The organism is Flavobacteriales bacterium (assembly GCA_030584065.1).
Lineage (GTDB): Bacteria > Bacteroidota > Bacteroidia > Flavobacteriales_F > PHOS-HE28 > PHOS-HE28.
Window position 1 is genome coordinate 198,328 of the sequence record CP129489.1, and the last position, 17,981, is coordinate 216,308.

Annotated in this window: 17 protein-coding genes; 11 read left to right on the plus strand and 6 right to left on the minus strand. The window is 69.3% G+C overall.

Annotation, left to right across the window (positions count from 1 at the left end; all coding sequences use genetic code 11):
• Nucleotides 1–47: 47 nt before the first annotated feature.
• Nucleotides 48–497: a hypothetical protein gene (locus QY325_00720; protein WKZ66463.1), complete on the plus strand. Its 450-nt coding sequence runs from the start codon at nucleotides 48–50 to the stop codon at nucleotides 495–497.
• A gap of 15 nt (nucleotides 498–512) precedes the next feature.
• The gene (locus QY325_00725; GenBank protein WKZ66464.1) at nucleotides 513–2,342 is read left to right on the plus strand and encodes an adenylate/guanylate cyclase domain-containing protein; all 1,830 of its coding nucleotides are present in this window, start codon (nucleotides 513–515) and stop codon (nucleotides 2,340–2,342) included.
• A gap of 14 nt (nucleotides 2,343–2,356) precedes the next feature.
• Here QY325_00725 and QY325_00730 read toward each other — a convergent pair whose 3' ends face one another.
• A complete protein-coding gene (locus QY325_00730; protein WKZ66465.1) occupies nucleotides 2,357–2,515 on the minus strand; it encodes a hypothetical protein in 159 nt (52 codons plus the stop codon).
• Nucleotides 2,516–2,784: 269 nt separating this feature from the next.
• On the opposite strand from QY325_00730, the gene QY325_00735 reads away from it, so the two are divergent.
• From QY325_00735 to QY325_00765, 7 genes are read left to right on the plus strand one after another with little or no spacing between them, the layout of a single operon-like run.
• Nucleotides 2,785–5,880, plus strand: a complete 3,096-nt coding sequence (locus QY325_00735) for a proprotein convertase P-domain-containing protein (protein ID WKZ66466.1) — start codon at nucleotides 2,785–2,787, stop codon at nucleotides 5,878–5,880.
• Nucleotides 5,881–5,916: 36 nt separating this feature from the next.
• On the plus strand, nucleotides 5,917–6,483 hold the full coding sequence (locus QY325_00740) for an aminodeoxychorismate/anthranilate synthase component II (protein ID WKZ66467.1): 567 nt from the start codon (nucleotides 5,917–5,919) through the stop codon (nucleotides 6,481–6,483).
• Nucleotides 6,484–6,519: 36 nt separating this feature from the next.
• Entirely contained in the window at nucleotides 6,520–7,209 is a 690-nt protein-coding gene (locus QY325_00745) for an SDR family oxidoreductase (GenBank protein ID WKZ66468.1), read from the plus strand.
• Nucleotides 7,210–7,212: 3 nt separating this feature from the next.
• Nucleotides 7,213–7,794, plus strand: coding sequence for a hypothetical protein (locus QY325_00750; GenBank protein WKZ66469.1), 582 nt, complete (start codon nucleotides 7,213–7,215; stop codon nucleotides 7,792–7,794).
• Nucleotides 7,795–7,797: 3 nt separating this feature from the next.
• Entirely contained in the window at nucleotides 7,798–7,956 is a 159-nt protein-coding gene (locus QY325_00755; GenBank protein ID WKZ66470.1) for a DUF2256 domain-containing protein, read from the plus strand.
• Entirely contained in the window at nucleotides 7,920–9,500 is a 1,581-nt protein-coding gene (locus QY325_00760; protein WKZ66471.1) for a cryptochrome/photolyase family protein, read from the plus strand. The genes QY325_00755 and QY325_00760 overlap by 37 nt, the downstream gene beginning before the upstream one ends.
• Entirely contained in the window at nucleotides 9,497–10,765 is a 1,269-nt protein-coding gene (locus tag QY325_00765) for a DASH family cryptochrome (protein WKZ66472.1), read from the plus strand. Before QY325_00760 ends, QY325_00765 begins: the two co-directional genes overlap by 4 nt.
• A gap of 5 nt (nucleotides 10,766–10,770) precedes the next feature.
• Here QY325_00765 and QY325_00770 read toward each other — a convergent pair whose 3' ends face one another.
• The gene (locus tag QY325_00770) at nucleotides 10,771–11,805 is read right to left on the minus strand and encodes an AI-2E family transporter (GenBank protein WKZ66473.1); all 1,035 of its coding nucleotides are present in this window, start codon (nucleotides 11,803–11,805) and stop codon (nucleotides 10,771–10,773) included.
• Between the two features lie 134 nt (nucleotides 11,806–11,939).
• Between QY325_00770 and QY325_00775 the strand changes: the two genes are divergently transcribed.
• Both QY325_00775 and rimK read left to right on the plus strand, forming a co-directional pair.
• Nucleotides 11,940–12,680, plus strand: a complete 741-nt coding sequence (locus tag QY325_00775; GenBank protein ID WKZ66474.1) for a TerB family tellurite resistance protein — start codon at nucleotides 11,940–11,942, stop codon at nucleotides 12,678–12,680.
• 89 nt (nucleotides 12,681–12,769) lie between these two features.
• Entirely contained in the window at nucleotides 12,770–13,642 is an 873-nt protein-coding gene (gene rimK / locus QY325_00780; GenBank protein WKZ66475.1) for a 30S ribosomal protein S6--L-glutamate ligase, read from the plus strand.
• Between the two features lie 154 nt (nucleotides 13,643–13,796).
• Here the strand turns inward: rimK and QY325_00785 are convergent, their stop codons facing one another.
• From QY325_00785 to QY325_00800, 4 genes are all read right to left on the minus strand, one after another.
• On the minus strand, nucleotides 13,797–14,600 hold the full coding sequence (locus QY325_00785; protein WKZ66476.1) for an alpha/beta fold hydrolase: 804 nt from the start codon (nucleotides 14,598–14,600) through the stop codon (nucleotides 13,797–13,799).
• A 55-nt stretch (nucleotides 14,601–14,655) separates the two neighbouring features.
• Nucleotides 14,656–15,627 (minus strand): PHB depolymerase family esterase, encoded by a 972-nt coding sequence (locus tag QY325_00790; GenBank protein WKZ66477.1) that lies wholly within the window; start codon nucleotides 15,625–15,627, stop codon nucleotides 14,656–14,658.
• Between the two features lie 114 nt (nucleotides 15,628–15,741).
• Nucleotides 15,742–16,008 carry a hypothetical protein gene (locus QY325_00795; protein WKZ66478.1) on the minus strand — a complete coding sequence of 89 codons (267 nt, stop codon included), beginning with the start codon at nucleotides 16,006–16,008 and terminating at the stop codon, nucleotides 15,742–15,744.
• 6 nt (nucleotides 16,009–16,014) lie between these two features.
• Nucleotides 16,015–17,949: a S9 family peptidase gene (locus tag QY325_00800; GenBank protein WKZ66479.1), complete on the minus strand. Its 1,935-nt coding sequence runs from the start codon at nucleotides 17,947–17,949 to the stop codon at nucleotides 16,015–16,017.
• Between the last annotated feature and the right edge of the window lie 32 nt (nucleotides 17,950–17,981).

Sequence of the window (17,981 nt, forward strand, 5' to 3'; positions counted from 1 at the left end):
TGGCGCACGGACCTGCCTTCATGCTCCAACCAAACCCTACCATCCCCATGTCAGCCATTCTGGGCAGTACCGAAACGGGCACCACCGCCAACAAGGCCTTCTCCACGCATTGCGATGCGACAGGCTCGCCGATGGACGGCTTCAAGCTCAGCTGTGAAGGCCTCAATACCGATGGCAACAACCCTGGCACGGTGGGCGTCATCTTCAGCGTCACCATCCCCAACGGCTACGACATGCACCGCGGTGACCAGAAGACCGGCAGCTGGAGCGACGGCAAGGAGGGCAGCAAATACGACCTCATGCGGCTCGGCATCGACAAGAACGGCGGTGCCGGCGGCACCTATCGGTTCGAGATCTGGTTCTCGCAGGACAGCATCGATGGCGACGGCTGGACCCTTCCTTGGGAGGTGAGCGTCTTCTCCAACGGCAGCCTCTCCGGCGGCCCCTACACCTACACCTTCAAGAAAGGCGGATCCGGCGGCGGGCATCGGCACTGAACGCGCCTCGCGCTCATGCATCGGTACACCCTGAGCGGTGCGGTTTGGGCTTGCGCGGCGATGCTGCTCGCGCTATGCGCACGGGCGCAGGCGCCCACGCCCCGGGAACGCGCGTGGGCCGACAGCCTCCATGCCCACATCATCGGGCACGATGCGCTGGCGCCGACCACCGGCCTGCCGCTGGTGGATTCCATGGCCCGCATCCATGCGCGTGCCGGTGAAGCCTGCCTGGCCCTGGAGGCCCGCATCTTCCGCGCGAACCTGCTGGACCGCCTGGGGCGGCCGGACAGCTCCCTGCACGTGCTGCTGGGCTGCCGCGATGAGCTGGTGAATGCCCGGTGCGCGCCCCGCTCCTGGGTGCACTGGTACAACAACCTCTGTTCCGTGTACCTGAGCCAGGGGCGCTTCGCGGAAGCGGACAGCGCCGCGCGCCTGGCCCTGGGCAGATGGCGCCACAGCGAACCGGCCGTGCGCGAGCTGGGCCTCAACCAAGGCATCGCGCTGGCCAATATGGGCCAAATGGACGCATCCCTGGCCTGCTTCGAGGACGTGCATGCCTACGGCCTGCAGGCGCCGCGGCCCGACCTGATGGAAGCCGCCCTGCTCAACATCGGCACCCTGCATGCCATCGGGCAGCGCTTCGAGGCGGCCGACACCTGCTACCATGCGGTGTTGCGCTCCACCCGCCGGTCGGGCAATACCGGCAACACCACCAGCGCCCTGCTCAACCTGGCCGGACTGGCCGAGAACCGCGGCGATGGCCGCCTGGCGCTGCGCCTCATCGACTCGGTGGTGGCCATCGCCAGCGCCACGCGCGACCTGGAGCTGCTGGCCAATGCCACGCTCAACCTGGCCGAGGTGATGCGCAAGCACGGCAACAAGGACTCGGCCTTCTTCACCCTGCAGCGGCACCTCGCGCTGCGCGACAGCATCCTGGGCCTGGCGCGCGTGCGCGCCGTGGCCGACATGGAGCAGAAGTACGAGAGCGAGAAGAAGGCGCGCGAGATCGAGACCCTGAAGGTGGCCAACCTGGACAGCGAGCTGGCGCGCATCAGGGCCCTGCGCACACGCAACATCTACCTCGGCGCGGGGCTCTTCGTGCTGGTGCTGGCCGGCGCGCTGTGGAACCGCCTGCGCTACACGCGCCGCGCCAAGCGCGAGGTGGAGCAGGCCCATGCCGTGAGCGAGGAGCTGCTGCACAACATCCTGCCCGAGGAGGTGGCCGCCGAGCTGAAGGCGAAGGGCTACGCCGATGTGCGCGAGTTCCCACAGGCCACCATCCTCTTCACCGACTTCAAGGGCTTCACCCAGCTCACCGAGCAGCTCAGCGCGACGGAGCTGGTGGCCGAGATCGACCATTGCTTCAAGGCCTTCGACGGCCTCATGGAGCGGTACCGCATCGAGAAGATCAAGACCATCGGCGATGCCTACATGGCCGCCGGCGGCCTGCCCGACCCCGCCTACGGGAGCCCGGCGGACGTGGTGAACGCCGCGCTCGACATGCAGGCCTTCATGGCGGCGTACAAGGCCGAGCGCATCGCCCAGGGCCGCCTCTTCTTCGAGATGCGCGTGGGCATCCACACCGGCCCGGTCATCGCCGGCATCGTGGGCGTGAAGAAGTTCGCGTACGACATCTGGGGCGATACCGTGAACACGGCGGCCCGCATGGAGAGCAGCGGCGCCGTGGGCGAGGTGAACATCAGCGAGGCGACCTTTGCGCTGGTGCAGGAGGCCCCCACGCCGACCGGCACCCCGGCCTTCACCTTCACCCCGCGCGGCCAGGTGCAGGCCAAGGGGAAGGGCGAGCTGGCCATGTTCTTCGTTCGCCGAAGCGCCCCCCGGTGAAGCCGAACGGCCGGCTAGCCCACCAGCCACCACAGCACCGCGCCGCCCACCACCACGGCAGGCACAAGGCAACCCACGGTGGTGCGGTTGTACACGCGGTTGTAGGCGGCCTTCCTCGGGTTGGTGACCCAGCCCCAGCCACGCGGGGCCTTCAGGCCCAGGTTGTGGCGCACATACCTATTTGCACTGATGTGAGCCGCGATGCGCTCGCGGAGGGAGGGGGCGGACTCCGAATCAGAACGGGCCCGCCACGCAATGGGAGTGCTGCCGGCACCGGCCAATGTGCGGGTGGTAGTGAAGCCCTTTGCCGGCGATCCCTCGGTCCCTCAGGGAGCGACCGGTGCCGCGGCATTCGCCCCCAGCGCCGGGCGGGTGGGGTGGGGGTGGCACAACCCGATGGGAACGCCGAACTTGCGGCTCGCACCATTCCCCCAAGCCCGCCATGACCAAGCATGCCCTCTTCCTGCTCGTTGCCTGCACCGCCCTGGGCCGCCTGCCGGCGCAGGAGTACGTGGAGCTGCGCAACGCCGAGCCGCAGCAGATGGTCTTCCTGGGCGAGACGGTGGCCTACCGCGACTGGGACAGCACGCGGACCTTCACCAACGAGCCCACGCGCAACGAGCGGGGCGGGCTGGTGGACAAGGGCTACCCCGGCGGGGTGAAGCCGGTGCGCCTGCACCAGGCGGTGGTGCGCGGCGCGCGGCCCTTGGGCGCCGACCCCGTGTGGCAGGAGAAGGGCGGCGCGCGCCAGCAGGGCAAGGCGCTCAACCTCTCCATCAACGGCATGGGCTATACCGGCGTGAACCCCGCCGACCCCTGCCTGGACGTGGGCCCCAACCACGTGATCCAGATGATCAACGGCGGATCGGGCGCCTACTTCCGCATCTACAACAAGAGCGGCGCGCCCCTGGGGGCGCAGACCTACCTGGACAACTTCATCGCCGCGAGCAGCGGCGGCTTCGCGTACGGCGGCTTCGGCGACCCCATCGTGCTCTACGATGCCCTGGCTGACCGCTGGCTGATGAGCGAGTTCGCCAGCAGCGGCAACCGCATGATCGTGGCGGTGAGCACCACGCCCGACCCCACGGGCACCTGGTACGCCTACAGCTTCACGGCGCCCAACTTCCCCGACTATCCGAAGTACGCCGTGTGGAACAACCTCTACCTGGTGACCACCAACGAGGCCGGCGGCCCCGCCACCTATGCGTTGGACCGCACGCGGATGCTGCAGGGGCTCAGCGCCACGGCGCAGCGCTTCGCCGTGCCCAGCTACCCCACCATCGGTTTCCAGGCCTGCACGCCGGTGACGCACGATGGCGGACCGGCCCCGCCCGCCAATGCGCCGGCGATGTTCATGCGCATGGCCGATGATGCCTGGAGCGCCTCCATCCCCGCCGACCGCCTGGAGACCTGGACGCTGACGGTCAACTTCGCCACGCCCGCCAATTCGGTGCTCGCCGGCCCCACCTACCTGCTCACGCAGCCCTTCGATACCGAGCTGTGCGGCTACACCTCGTACAACTGCGTGCCGCAGCCCGGCACCAGCACGCGCCTCGATCCGCTGCGCGAGGTGCTGATGAACCGGGTGGTGTACCGCAACTTCGGCACGCACGAGGCCATCGTGTGCAACCACGCCACGGACGTGAACGGCAACGACCGGCACGGGGTGCGGTGGTACGAGCTGCGGCGAACGGCCGTGGCCAATCCGTGGGCCATCCACCAGCAGGGCACCTATTCGCCCGATGCCACGCACCGCTGGATGGCCGCCATCGGCATCAACGCCAACGGCGACATCGGCCTGGCCTACAACGCGGCCAGCGGCACGGTGCATCCGGGCATCCGCTACACCGGCCGCCTGGCGGGCGATGCGCTGGGCCAGATGACCTTCGCGGAGACCACCGTGGTGGCGGGCAGCGCCGCCAACGGCAGCAACCGCTACGGCGACTACAACGCGCTGGATACGGACCCCGCCACCGGCAACTTCTGGGGCACGGCCAAGTTCAACGCAAGCAGCCAGTGGAGCACGCGCATCTTCAATTTCGCCTTCTCCACGCCGGTCTGCATCGCGCCGGTGATCAACGCCGGCACCAGCTGCATCAACACCGCCAGCTACCAGGTGTCGGTCGACGTCGCTTCGCTGGGCAGCGCGAGCACGCTCACCCTGCAGATCGATCCCGATGGCAATGGTCCGGCGGCACCGGTTGCGGTGGGCACCGCCAGCGCCACGGGCACTTACGGTCCCTTCGGTCCATACCCCACGGGGCAGGCGGTCACCTTCTACGCCCGGCACGATGCCTTCGCCGAGTGCGACTTCGCTGCGCCGCTGGTGGCCGATTGCGCGCCGCCGCCGGTGCCGGGCGCCAATTGCTCCAGCTACACCAACAGCACCAGCGCCGCCATCCCGGACAACGGCTCGGTGAGCCGGACCATCGTGGTGCCGGCGCTCAACGGCGCCACCCTCACCGACCTGAACGTGTACGTGAACATCACCCACACCTACACCGGCGACCTGCGCATCCGCCTGCAGAGCCCGGCCGGTACCACGGTGCAGCTCGTCGCCTCCAGCGTATGCGGGGGCGCCGATAACGTGGTGGTTGAGTTCGACGACAGCGGCAGTGCCGGGCCCGTGGGGAATGCCTGCCCCTTGACGGGGCTCTTCGTGATGCCCCAGAATGCCCTGGCGGCCTTCAACGGCCAGCCCTTCCAGGGCACCTGGACCCTTACGGTGCAGGATGTGGCTACCGCCGATGTGGGCACCCTGAACAGCTGGTGCCTCATCCCCACGCTCTACACCCCGCCCATCCAGGTGCTCCCCGTGGCCTTCCTGGAGGGTCCGCTGAACCCTGAGGGCACGCTGATGGGCGATGCCCTACGCAGCCAGGGGCTGGTGCCGCTCACCGAGCCCTACACCGCGCTGGGCTATGCCTTCACCGGTCCCTATGAGGCCTCCACCACGCCTGCGGTACTGGCCGTGACCGGCAGCGGCGCCGTGGTGGATTGGGTGGTGGTGGAGCTGCGCAGCCCCGGCAATCCCGCGCAGGTGGTGGCCAGCAAGCCCGCCCTGCTGAAGCGCAACGGGAGGGCCTATGCGGTGGATGGTGCCTCGAACCTCGCCTTCGCCGTGCCTGCGGGCAGCTACCATGTGGCGGTGCGCCACCGCAACCACCTGGGGGTGATGACCGCAAGCCCCGAGCTGCTGAATGAATCCGCGATCCTGGTGGACTTCACCGATCCGGGCTATCCCGCCTACGGCACCAACGCCCGCAAGGCGGTGGGCGATGCCATGGCGCTGTGGGCCGGCGATGTGAGCGCCGATCATGTGCTGCGCTACGTGGGCGAGGGCAACGACCGCGATCCCATCCTGGTGGCCATCGGGGGCACGGTGCCCACCGCCACGGTGAACGGCCAGTACCGGCAGCAGGACGTGAACCTGGACGGCGCGGTGAAGTACGTGGGCGAAGGCAACGACCGCGACCCGATCCTGCAGAACGTGGGCGGCAGCGTGCCCACGAACACGCGTAGCGAGCAGCTGCCCTAGCGGCGCCCCGCCGCCGCAGGCGATCTTCGCCGGCCCGTGCGCATCCTCCTGCTCGACAACTACGACTCCTTCACGTGGAACCTCTACCATGTGCTGGCGCAGCATGCGCCGGTGGAGGTGGTGCGCAACGATGCCATCACGGTGGACGAGGCGGCGCGCTACCCGCGCATCGTCATCTCCCCCGGCCCGGGCCTGCCGCGCGAGGCGGGCATCACCATGGCGCTGCTGCATGCGCTGCTGCCCACGCACCCCATCCTGGGCGTATGCCTGGGCATGCAGGCGCTGGTGGAGGCCTGCGGCGGCGCCCTCTACAACCAGCAGCGGGTGCGCCACGGCGTGGCGGTGCCCTGCCTGCCCGAGGAACCGCGCGATGCGCTCTTCGCCGGGCTGCCCGCACCCTTCGATGCGGGCCTCTACCACAGCTGGGCCGCCGATGAGGCGCGCCTGCCCTCGGCGCTGCGCGTCACCGCGCGCAGCGCCGAAGGCGTGGTGATGGCCGTGCGCCATGCGCAGCACCCCGCTTGCGGCGTGCAGTTCCACCCGGAAAGCGTGCTCACGCCCCACGGCCCGCGCATCCTGGCCAACTGGCTGGACAGCGCCTAGGCGAACAACGCGCGCCGTGCGGCGTTCCTCCCGCGCATGGAAGCTCCGATCCTGGTGGTGGGCGGCACGCGCGGCATCGGCCGGCGCATCGCCGAGCGGCTCATCGCGCGCGGCACGCCTGTGATCACCGCCGCGCGCAGCACCGAAGCGCCGCCCGGCGCGCTGGACCACCTGGTGTGCGATGCGGTGGGCGAGGGGCTGCCCCTGCACCGGCTGCCCGAGGCGCTCGGCGGCCTGGCCTACTGCCCCGGCAGCATCGACCTGAAGCCGCTGCGCGCGCTGAAGCCCGACGACCTGCGCGCGGCCTTCGAAGTGAATGCCGTGGGCGCCTTCCGCGCCGTGCAGGCCTGCGCCGACCGGCTGAAGCGGAGCCCGGGCGCAGGCATCGTGCTCTTCAGCACCGTGGCCGTGGGCCGCGGCATGGCCTTCCACACTGGCGTGGCCGCCGCGAAGGGTGCGGTGGAAGGCATGATCCGGTCGCTCGCGGCAGAACTTGCACCCCACGTCCGGGTGAACTGCATCGCACCAAGCCTCACCCGCACACCGCTCGCCGAGAAGCTGCTGAGCACCCCCGAACGGGAGGCCGCGAGCGCCGAACGCCATCCCCTGAAGCGGGTGGGAGAGGCCGAGGAACTGGCGGCCATGACGGCCTTCCTGTTGAGCGACCAGGCGCGCTGGATCACCGGGCAGGTAATCGGCGTGGACGGTGGATTGAGCGCCATTTGAACCATGCGCAGCCGGGTGGGTCACGTGGGCATCGACTTCGGGGCACGCAGCTCCGGCAACACCGCCGTGTGCGTGCATGAGGGCGGACTGTTCCGCTTCCATCGCAGCACCAAGGGGGCTGATGGCGATGCCTGGCTGCAGGAGCTCATCGACGCACTGCGCCCCGAGGCCATCTACATCGATGCACCGCTGAGCCTGCCGGGGGCCTACATCGGCCGCGGCGAGGACCACTTCTTCCGCGCGGCCGACCGCCAGGCGGGGGGCATGAGCCCGATGTTCCTCGGCGGCCTCACCGCCCGTGCCATGGCTTTCGCAGCACGCTGGCGCAAGGCCGGCATAGCCGTGCATGAGGCTTATCCCTCCGCGCTCATCCGACATGCCTGGGAGGGCCTGAAGATCAAGCCCGGCGCGGCCATCCGTCCCAGCCAGCTGCGCATCATGGCCGGCATGGTGCTGATGCCACCGCCCGAACCCGCCGACCGTCACGAGGCCGATGCCTGGCTCTGCTGGGTGATCGGACACCGCCACCGCACAGGCCAGGCGCAGGTGTTCGGCGTGCCCGACGAGGGCCTCATCCTGGCCTGACCCATGCCCCGCCACCGCCCGCCCAGCGAACGCCCCACGAAGACCTGCGCCACCTGCGGGCTGCCCTTCCAATGGCGCAAGAAATGGGAGAAGGTGTGGAACGAGGTGAACCACTGCAGCGACCGATGCCGACACGAACGGAACCGCACAAGGCCCGCGTAGTGCGGCTGGTGCTGGGCGACCAGCTGGTGCACGACCACCCGTGGTGGCAGCGCGTGGACCCCGACGTGCTCTACGTGCTCATGGAGGTGAGGCAGGAAACGGACTACGCCTGGCACCACATCCAGAAGGTGCTCGGCTTCTTCGGGGCCATGCGTCGCTTCGCAGCGCACCTGCGCGCCCAGGGGCATCGCGTCCACTACCTCACGCTCGACGACCCCGTGAACCAACAGGACATCGGCCTCAACCTGCAGGCGCTCATCACGCAATGCGGCGCCACGGAGCTAGGCTACCTGCTGCCCGACGAGCACCGCCTGGACGAGCAACTGAAGCGCTTCGCTGCGACCTGCGGCGTGCCCGTGCAGGTGGCCGACACGCACCACTTCCTCACGGAACGACACGAACTGGCGGACCTGTTCAAGGGGAAGAAGCAGTACCTGATGGAGCACTTCTACCGCGGGATGCGCGAACGTACCGGACTGCTGATGGAGCGTGGCGCACCGCTCGGAGGCCGCTGGAACTTCGACCACGACAACCGCCAGCGCCCGCCCAAGGACCATGTGCCGCCCCCACCCCTGCTCTTTGACCACGACCTGCGGGACCTGGAAGCGATGGTGCGATCGGCCGGCGTGCACACCATCGGCACGGTGGATGCCGCGCACTTCCCCTGGCCGCTGGACCGCGCGGAGAGCCTGGACCTGCTGCGCTACTTCATCGCCCACCTGCTGCCCCGGTTCGGCACCTACCAGGATGCGATGAGCCCGCACCATTGGGCGATGTACCACGCACGCCTCAGCTTCAGCCTCAACGTGAAGCTGCTCTCTCCCCTGGAGGTGTGCCGGGCCGCGGAGGAGGCCCATCATGCCGAACCCCAGCGCATCCAACTGGCGCAGGTGGAGGGCTTCGTGCGGCAGATCATCGGCTGGCGCGAGTACATGCGCGGGGTCTACTGGGCGCAGATGCCGCGTTATGCCGAACGCAACTTCTTCGGGCACGACCGCCCGCTGCCGCCATGGTTCTGGACCGGTCGCACGCGCATGGCCTGCCTGCGCGATGCCATCACCGGCAGCCTCACCAACGCCTACGCGCACCACATCCAGCGCTTGATGGTCACCGGCAACTTCGCGCTGCTCGCAGGTGTGCACCCCGATGAAGTGGATGCGTGGTACCTCGGCATCTACATCGACGCCATCGAGTGGGTGGAGATCACCAACACGCGCGGCATGAGCCAGTTCGCCGACGGTGGCATCGTGGGCACCAAGCCCTATGTGAGCAGCGGCGCCTACCTCCACAAGATGGGCCATTCCTGCGGCACCTGCCATTACAACGTGAACGACCGCACCGGCCCGCGCGCCTGTCCCTTCAACGCGCTCTACTGGCACTTCCTGGCGCGCAACCGCGAACGCTTCCTCAGCGAGGAGGCTCGGCCCGGCATGATGGTGCGCCTGGGCATGCCCTACCGCACGTGGGACACGATGCCCGCCGCCACGCGCCAGGCCCTGCTGGACAAGGGCGATGACCTGTTGAAGCACATCGAGGAGCTGTGAGCCGCGCCATCCTCTGGTTCCGGAACGACCTGCGCCTGGCCGACAACCCCGCGCTCACCGCCGCATGCGCCGCGCATGAAGAGGTGCTGCCCGTGCTCATCATCGATCCCCGGCAGCACGAGGCCTCGCCCTTCGGCTTCGACCGCTCAGGACCGTTCCGCCGCCGCTTCCTGAAGGAGAGCATCGCCGACCTGGATGCCCAGCTGCGCGCGAAGGGCAGCGCGCTGCATGTGCGCGTGGGCGAACCCGCCGCCGAACTGGCCCACCTCAGCGAGGTCTGGGGAACCCGGGTGGTGCACGCCCAACAGTTGTACGCGTGGGAGGAGCAGGAACAGGAGCGTGCCGTGGCGGCCGTGCTCGACCTGCGCCTGCACGCGCCCAACACCTTGTTGCTTCCCGGTGATCTGCCCTTCACGCTGGACAAGCTGCCACACGTCTTCACCGCCTTCCGGCACAAGGTGGAGAAGGGGAGCCCGGTACGACCGCTGTTGTCGGAGCCGGCATCGTTGCGCTCGCCGGCGACCTGGATGGGACGCGCACTGGATGAGGATGCCCTGCGCGAGGGAACCATCACAGATGACCCACGCGCCGTGATGCGCTTCACCGGGGGACGCACGGCAGGGCTGGAACGCCTCGCACAATACCTGGGTCCGGAGCGTCACCTCTCGCACTACAAGGAGACCCGCAATGCGCTGCTGGGCGCGGACAACAGCAGCAAGCTCAGCCCCTGGCTCGCGACCGGTGCCGTGAGCGCACGCGAGGTGTGGCACGCGGTGAAGCGCTACGAGACCGAGCACGGTGCCAACGAGAGCACCTACTGGCTCGTGTTCGAACTGCTATGGCGCGACTTCTTCCAGTTCACCGCGGCGAAGCACGGACGGGACCTGTTCCGGCGTGGTGGAATCGCGCACAAACCTCCGACCGGCAATGCCGACCCCCGTCGCTTCGCCGCGTGGTGCGAAGGCCGCACCGGTCAGCGCTTCATCGACGCGAACATGCGCGAACTCGCCGCCACCGGCTGGATGAGCAACCGCGGCCGGCAGAACGCGGCCAGCTACCTGGTGCATGATCTTGGGCTCGACTGGCGCATGGGTGCCTATTGGTTCGAGCGTATGCTCATCGACTACGACGCATGCAGCAACTGGGGCAACTGGCAGTATGTGGCCGGTGTGGGCAACGACCCGCGGGAGGGACGACGCTTCGACCCCGAACGGCAGGCGGGGATGTACGATGCCGAGGGCGCCTACAGCCGCCGGTGGGGCTGAGCGCCTCAGCTGCCGTCGCCCAGCAGCAGCCGCACGGCCTTCCACCCGGGCACCTCGCGCGACACCAGCACGGCGATGGAGGCCAGCGGCAGCAGCAGGATCATGCCCGCCACGCCCCACAGCGCGCCCCCGGCGAAGATGATGACCAGCGAGGCCATGGTGCTGAGGCCCAGCTTGCCGCCCACCACCTTGGGGAAGATGAGGTTGGCCTCCAGGTACTGGACCGTACCGAGCACCGCGATCACGCCGATCGGCATCCAGATGCTGCCGGTGGTGGTCCATGCCAGGCTGATGGGCAGCAGCGAGCTGAAGATGATGCCCACGTAAGGGATCATGGTGGCCACGGCCGTGAGCATGCCGAAGAGCAGCGCGTTGGGCACGCCGAGCAGCACGAAGCCCAGCGTGTTGAGCGCGCCCACGATGAGGTAGACCTGCGCCATGCCGCCGATGAAGCGCGCGTAGTTGGTGATGGCCCGCTGCAGCAGGCCGGGCATGCGCGGCGCCCATTCCGCCGGCACCAGCGCGGTGAGCGCCTGCACGTAGGTGCGCCGGTTGTAGAGCAGCAGCGCGGTGAACACCGGGATGATGAAGAGGTTGAAGAGCATGCCGAAGAGTGCGTTCAGCACCGTGCCCATGTAGGGCGCCACGCGGCCGGGCAGGTTGTCCACCAGCGGCCCCCACCAGTCGTTGCGGTGGTCGCGCGCCAGGTCGGTGAGCACCTGGTTGAGCCAGGCCCACAGCGCGCCGAAGCCGGTGCTGCTCCCGCCGGTGAGCGTGGGCACGCGGTCGAGGAAGGCGCTCACCTGCCACAGCAGCAGCGCCAGCAGCCCCCCGAAGAGCAGCGCCACGGTGAGCAGCCCCGTGCCGATGGCGGCCCAGCGCGGCAGGCCCCGGCGCTCGAGCCGCGCCACCAGGGGGTAGAGCACCAGCGCCACCAGCAGGCCATAAAGCAGCGGGATCAGCACCGCGCGGCCCAGGTAGAGCAGCGCGATGACGCAGAGGGCGATGAGCAGGTTGCGGAGCAGGGGGGAGGGCTGCACCCGACGAAAGTAGCCAGCGCGCACCGAGCGCCTCCTGTCAGCGGTCAGCGGCGCCCATCCGGCGGCGGTGCCACCCATGCACCGCACGGCGCTGCGTGGCGCGGGCGCCGCATCTTTGCCGCGCACCCTGCGCAATGGCATTCAGCAAGTGGATCGGCGGCGGGCTCGGATGGGCCTTCGGAGGGCCCATCGGCGGCATCCTCGGCTTCGCCATCGGCGCCATGATGGACCACATGAGCGGCCCGCCGGTGGAGGAGGCGCGCCGCGTGGGCCCCGGCCCGCAGGGCACCACCCCGGGCGACCTGGCCATGAGCCTGGTGGTGCTCACCGCCGCGCTCATGAAGGCCGACGGGCGCGTCACCCAGCGCGAGCTCGACCATGTGCGCCGTTTCTTCGTGCAGCAGTTCGGCCAGCGGCAGGCCGGCGAGCTGCTCATCCTGCTGCGCGATGCCCTGCAGCGCGACATCCCCGTGATGGACGTGTGCGCGCAGGTGCGCAGCCACATGCCGCACCCCATGCGGCTGCAGCTCATGCACTACCTCATCGGCCTGGCCCATGCCGATGGCGCGGTGGACCACGCGGAGCTCGCGCTGCTGCGGCGCATGGCCCACGGTCTGGGCATCAGCGACAAGGACCTGGGCTCGCTCAGCGCCATGTTCCGCACCGCCGACCCCGGCGCCGCCTACCAGGTGCTGGAGGTGCCGCGCACCGCCACCGACGAGGAGGTGAAGAAGGCCTATCGCCGCATGGCCATGAAGTACCACCCGGACAAGGTGGCCCAGCTGGGCGAGGAGGTGCAGAAGGCCGCGCACGAGAAGTTCAAGAAGGTGCAGGAGGCTTACGAGGCCATCCAGAAGGAGCGCGGCATGAAATGAGCGCTTCACGCGCCGTTCACGCAGGGCCGCGCGCCGGCACCTAGCTTTGGCGCCGCATCCAGCGCAACCCGGCGGGGCCTTACGCCAACATGAACATCGTGGTGCTGTCGCGCGACAGCAAGCTCTACTCCACCAAGCGGCTGGTGGAGGCCTGCGAACGCCGCGGGCACACCGCGCGCGTGGTCAACCACGTGAAGTGCGACATCCTCATCCAGCAGCAGGACCCGCAGGTGCTCTACAACGGGCAGCCGCTCACCGGCGTGGATGCCATCATCCCGCGCATCGGCGCCAGCGTCACCTTCTACGGCACCGCCGTGGTGCGCCAGTTCGAGATGATGAAGGTGTTCACCACCGCCGAGAGCCAGGCCTTGGTGCGCAGCCGCGACAAGCTGCGCAGCCTGCAGATCCTCACGCGCAGCGGCGTGGGCATCCCCAAGACGGTGTTCACCAATTACAGCAAGGACGTGGGGAGCATCGTGGATAGCGTGGGCGGCGCCCCCTGCATCATCAAGCTGCTCGAGGGCACGCAGGGCCTGGGCGTGGTGCTGGCCGAGACCAAGAAGGCCGCCATGGCGGTGTGCGAATCGTTCAACAGCCTCAAGGCGCGCGTCATCGTGCAGGAGTTCATCAAGGAGAGCCGCGGGGTCGACATCAGGGCCTTCGTGGTGGACGGCCGCGTGGTGGGCGCCATGAAGCGCACCGGCAAGGAGGGCGAGTTCCGCAGCAACCTGCACCGCGGCGGCACCGCCGAGCTGATCGAGCTCACGCACGAGGAGGAGGTCACCGCCATCAAGGCCGCCAAGGCCCTGGGCCTGCACGTGGCCGGGGTGGACCTGCTGCAGAGCGAGCGCGGCCCGCTGGTGATCGAGGTGAACAGTTCGCCCGGCCTGGAGGGCATCGAGAAGGCCACCGGCCACGACATCGCCGGCGAGATCGTGCGCTTCATCGAGCGCAACGTGTAGAAGCCACCGCTGAGCGGTCCTTGGCGGCGAGCCGGAGGGATCTTGCAGCCAGCCCTGGCGCGAAGGCTTTGCGGATCTGGACGCGCGGAGTGCGGCGCAACGAGGGATGGCTGCAACAGGCCTGAAGGATCTTTCCGGATGGCGAGCAGTGCCCTCAGCCGCGGCCCAGCCCGGCCAGGAAGTCCAGGCAGAGCGCATTGAAGCGGTCGGCGCGCTCGATGGTCACCACATGGCCGCAGCGCGCCACCACCTCCAGCCGCACGGCCGGGTGGCGCCGGGCATAGGCGTGCGCCTCCTGCACGAAGAGGTGGTCCTGCGCGCCCATCACCACCAGGTGCGGGATATCCGAGGCCTGCGCGAAGAGGTGCTTCAAGGTGGCATTCAGGCCGCGGTACATCGCCGTCCACTTGCGGAACTCGGCATCGCTGAGGAAGCGCGACTCGCGGATGAAGACCTTGCGCGAGGCCTCGTGGTTGCGGCGCGGCATCATCACGCGCGCGCTGAGCCGGTAGAACGCCGGGTAGCCGATCACCTTCGCCAGGGCCAGGCTCGCGGTGGCCAGCAGCTTCAGGCGCTTGCTGAGCCGCAGGATGGCGCCGCCGTTCACCAGCGAGGCCACGCGTGCAGGCTGCTGCTCGCGCATGGTGAGGGCGATCACCGTGCCCAGCGACACGCCCACCAGGTGCACCCGGCTGATGCCCACATGGTCCACCACGGCCCAGATGCGTTGGGCGATGCGGTCGAAGGTGTAGTGGGGCTCGGTGTTGCTGCGGCCCGCCATCTGCCCGTGGCCCGGCAGGTCAACCAGCAGCAGGTTGTGGTGCTGGCCGAGCACGGGCACCTGCCGCTTCCAGGTCACGGTGCTGCCCCCCGCGCCATGGATCAGCACCAGCCATTCGCCGCCGCTGCGGGTGCGATGCACCTCATGGTGGAGCAGGTCACCGGCGTGCGCGGTCATGCCCAAAGGAACCGACTTCGGCGGGGATGGTTCGCTTACCCGGTGCAGCGGGCCATCACGGGGCTGCGAGCCCGAACTCGCGCGCCGCGATCCAGGTGCTGTGCACGCCCATGTCCTGCGTGGGCCAGCCTTTGCCGCCGCCCTGATTGGGCGCCGTGCCGGGCTGCACGGGCAGGCGGTGCCCCATGCCCTGGAAGCGGTAGAAGGCCAGCACGGGCGCGCCTTGCGCATCGTGGTACTCCAGGCGGGTGACGTCCTTGGCGCCGGCGAAGGCGGAATCCACGCGGTCGGCGATGGAGTCGGTGCCGGCCACGGCGGTCCATTGGGCCACCAGGGCCAGGCCGAGGCCGAACTCGGTCACCGCATCGTGCGTGCCGTGCATCACCGTGAGGCGCGGGTAGCGGGCCACGGCATCGGGGCGGGCCTGGCGCACGCGCCGCGCCCATTCCTCCGGGGTGCACGAGGCGGGGTCGGCCAGCGGCCGCCGGGCGCTGCCCTCCTTGCGGGCCGCAGCGTAGGGCACGCCGCCCAGGATGGCCGCCTGGCCGAAGAGCTCCGGATGGCAGGCCATGAGCGCCGCCGCCAGGGCGCCGCCGGCCGAGACGCCGTAGAGGTGCACCCGCTCGGGTGCGATGCGCAGGCTGTCCTGCGCCTTGCGCACCATGCTGGCGATGGAGCCCGTTTCACCGCTGCCCGGCTCGATGTCGGCCCGGTTGAACCAGTTGAAGCAGAGCGTGGGGTTGTTGTGGAAGCGCTGCTGCGGCATCAGCAGCCAGAAACCGCCGCGGTCGGCCAGTTCATCCCATCCGCTCAGCCGCACGATGTCCTGCGCATCCTGGCCGCAGCCATGCAGCACCACCACCATGGCGCGCGGCGCGCCGGGCACCTCATGCGCCGGGGCGCGGAGGAACATGCGCAGGTCGCCGGGGTCGTCGCCGAAGGCGGTGACCTCGGCCAGGCGGGATTGGGCGGCGGCCGGTGCGGTGTAGGCGAGCGCCAGCAGGGCGGCGGTCAGCGTGCGGAGCATGGGAAGTCGGGTTTGCGCGGCAGCCGTTGCAGCCATCGTGCCAGATCGGAGCGGGCGGCGCCGGGCGGTGGGCTGGCCACGGCGGCCGGGGTGCGCGGGAAGCGGTGCCATGGCCTAGGGAGCCTGCCTTTTCACGGCCAGCTGCCGCATGAGCGCGGCGTAGGCCAGCACCGCGGCCGGGGCTGCGAGCGCGAGCCAGAGCCCGGCCGTGCGCAGCAGCAAGGGGAGGCCCACGGTGAGGGAGATGGCGAAGGCGGTGAGGTAGGCCACCGGCTTGTGCGGCTGGCGCCGGTAATCCACGAAGAGCAGCACGAGCGGGATGCAGCCGATGCCTCCGCCAAGGACGAGGAAGAACCCGAGCGCTGCGGCCACGGACAGCATCGGCGCTTACTTCAGCAGGTGCTCGCGGATGAAGGCCACCGTGGCGTAGAACTGGAAATCGGTGTTGCCCTTCTTGCGGAAGCCGTGGCCCTCGTCGCTGGCCATCAGGAACCACACCTGCCCGCCATGCGCCTGGATGCGGTCCTTCATCTGGATGGCCTCGCTGGCCGGCACGCGCGGGTCGTTGGCGCCCTGCACGATGAAAAGCGGCTTGGTGATGCGTTCGGTGTGGTTGAGCGGCGAGATGGACTCGAGGAAGTCGGCCATCTTCGGGTCGCGCTCGTCGCCGTACTCCACGCGGCGCAGGTCGCGGCGGTAGTCCTCGGTGTTCTTCAGGAAGGTGTTGAAGTTGCTGATGCCCACCACATCGATGGCGCAGCGGATGCGGTCGGCGTAGTGCACGCTCACGGCCAGGGTCATGTAGCCGCCATAGCTGCCGCCGGTCACCATCACGCGGTCCTTGTCCAGGTCGGGCTGCGCCGCGATCCAGTCGAGCAGCGCGCCGATGTCCTTCACGCTCTCCTCGCGCTTGGTGCCGTTGTCGAGGTCGAGGAAGGTCTTGCCATAACCGCTGCTGCCGCGCACGTTGGGGTAGAGGATGGCCACGCCCAGCTCGTTGAGGTAGTAGTTGCTGCGCCCTTGGAAGCCGGGGCGCGACTGCCCCTCCGGCCCGCCGTGGATGTTGATGATCACCGGCCGCTTGCCGGTGAAGCGCGCATGGGGCCGGTAGAGGAAGCCGCTGATCATGCGGCCATCGAACGACTTCCACCGCACCAGCTCGGGGGCGCGAAGGCCGCTGAGGTCCATGCCGCCGAGCTCGCTCTCCGTCCAGCGCACCAGCTGCTGGCTGGCGAGGTCGTATGCGTACACATCGCTCGTGCTGGCGTAGGTGTTGAGCGTGAGGCCGAGCGTGCGTCCGTCGCGCGTCCAGGCCAGCCCGCCGATGAGGCCCACGGGCATGCCCGGCACTTCGGCATAGGCGAAGGTGCGGCCGTCCATGAGGTAGAGCTTCGAGAGGCCGTCCTCGTTGGTGGTGAAGGCCAGCTGGCTGCGGTCGTGCGTGAGCTCCACGCCGGCCACGTCCCACGGGATCCCGTCGGTGAGCGGCCGCAGCTTCCGCGTCTTCAGGTCGTACACGCAAAGCCGGTTGAACTCGCTGTCCTTGTTGCTGGTGAGCAGGATGCCCGCGCCATCGGCGGTGTAGGCGATGGGCCGGTAGGTGGTGCGCTCATCCTTCAGCGGCAGCAGCCGGGTGCGGGCGCCGGTGGCCAGGTCCACGGTATGGATGCGGCTCTCGTTCACCGAGATGCTCTCCACGATGAGCAGCTGCCGGTCGTCGGGGCTCCAGTCGGCCACGCCCCAGCCGCCGCCGCTGTTCTCGGCCGCCACGCGGTCGGTGGTGGGGTCGAGCGGGTCCATCACGCGGATGTCGCGGTCCTTGCCGTTGCGCATGGTGCTGCCGTAGGCGATGCGCCTGCCGTCGCGGCTCCAGGTGCCGCCGCCGTTCTGCGAGCGCTTCCCATCGGTGAGGAGCGTTGCGGCGCCGCTGGCATCCATGCGGTAGAGCTGGCTGAATTCGTTGCCGCCCTGGTCCTTGGTGAAGAGGAAATAGCGGCCTTCGTTGGGCTCGTAGCTGGCGCCGCCCACGGCATCGTCGAAGAAGGTGATCTGCGTGCGCGCACCGCCGGGGAACTTCACCCGGTGCAGCTGGCTGGTGTTGCCGAAGCGGGTGCTGATGAGCATCTCCTGGCGCAGCGGGTGCCAGGCGGCGAGCGAGGCGCCGCGCGATTCGGTGTAGGCCCGCACCTCGCCGATCAGGCTGGCCGGGAGCGGCGGGATGCCCTCGGTGGTGAGGTTCTCCGCGACGGGGATGACGGCTTGCTGGGCGCGGCCCGCGGTGGACGCGGCGGCGAGGAGGAGGAACAGGAGCTTGGTGCGCATGGCGCGGGCAAGGTAGCCTGCACTGCGGAAGC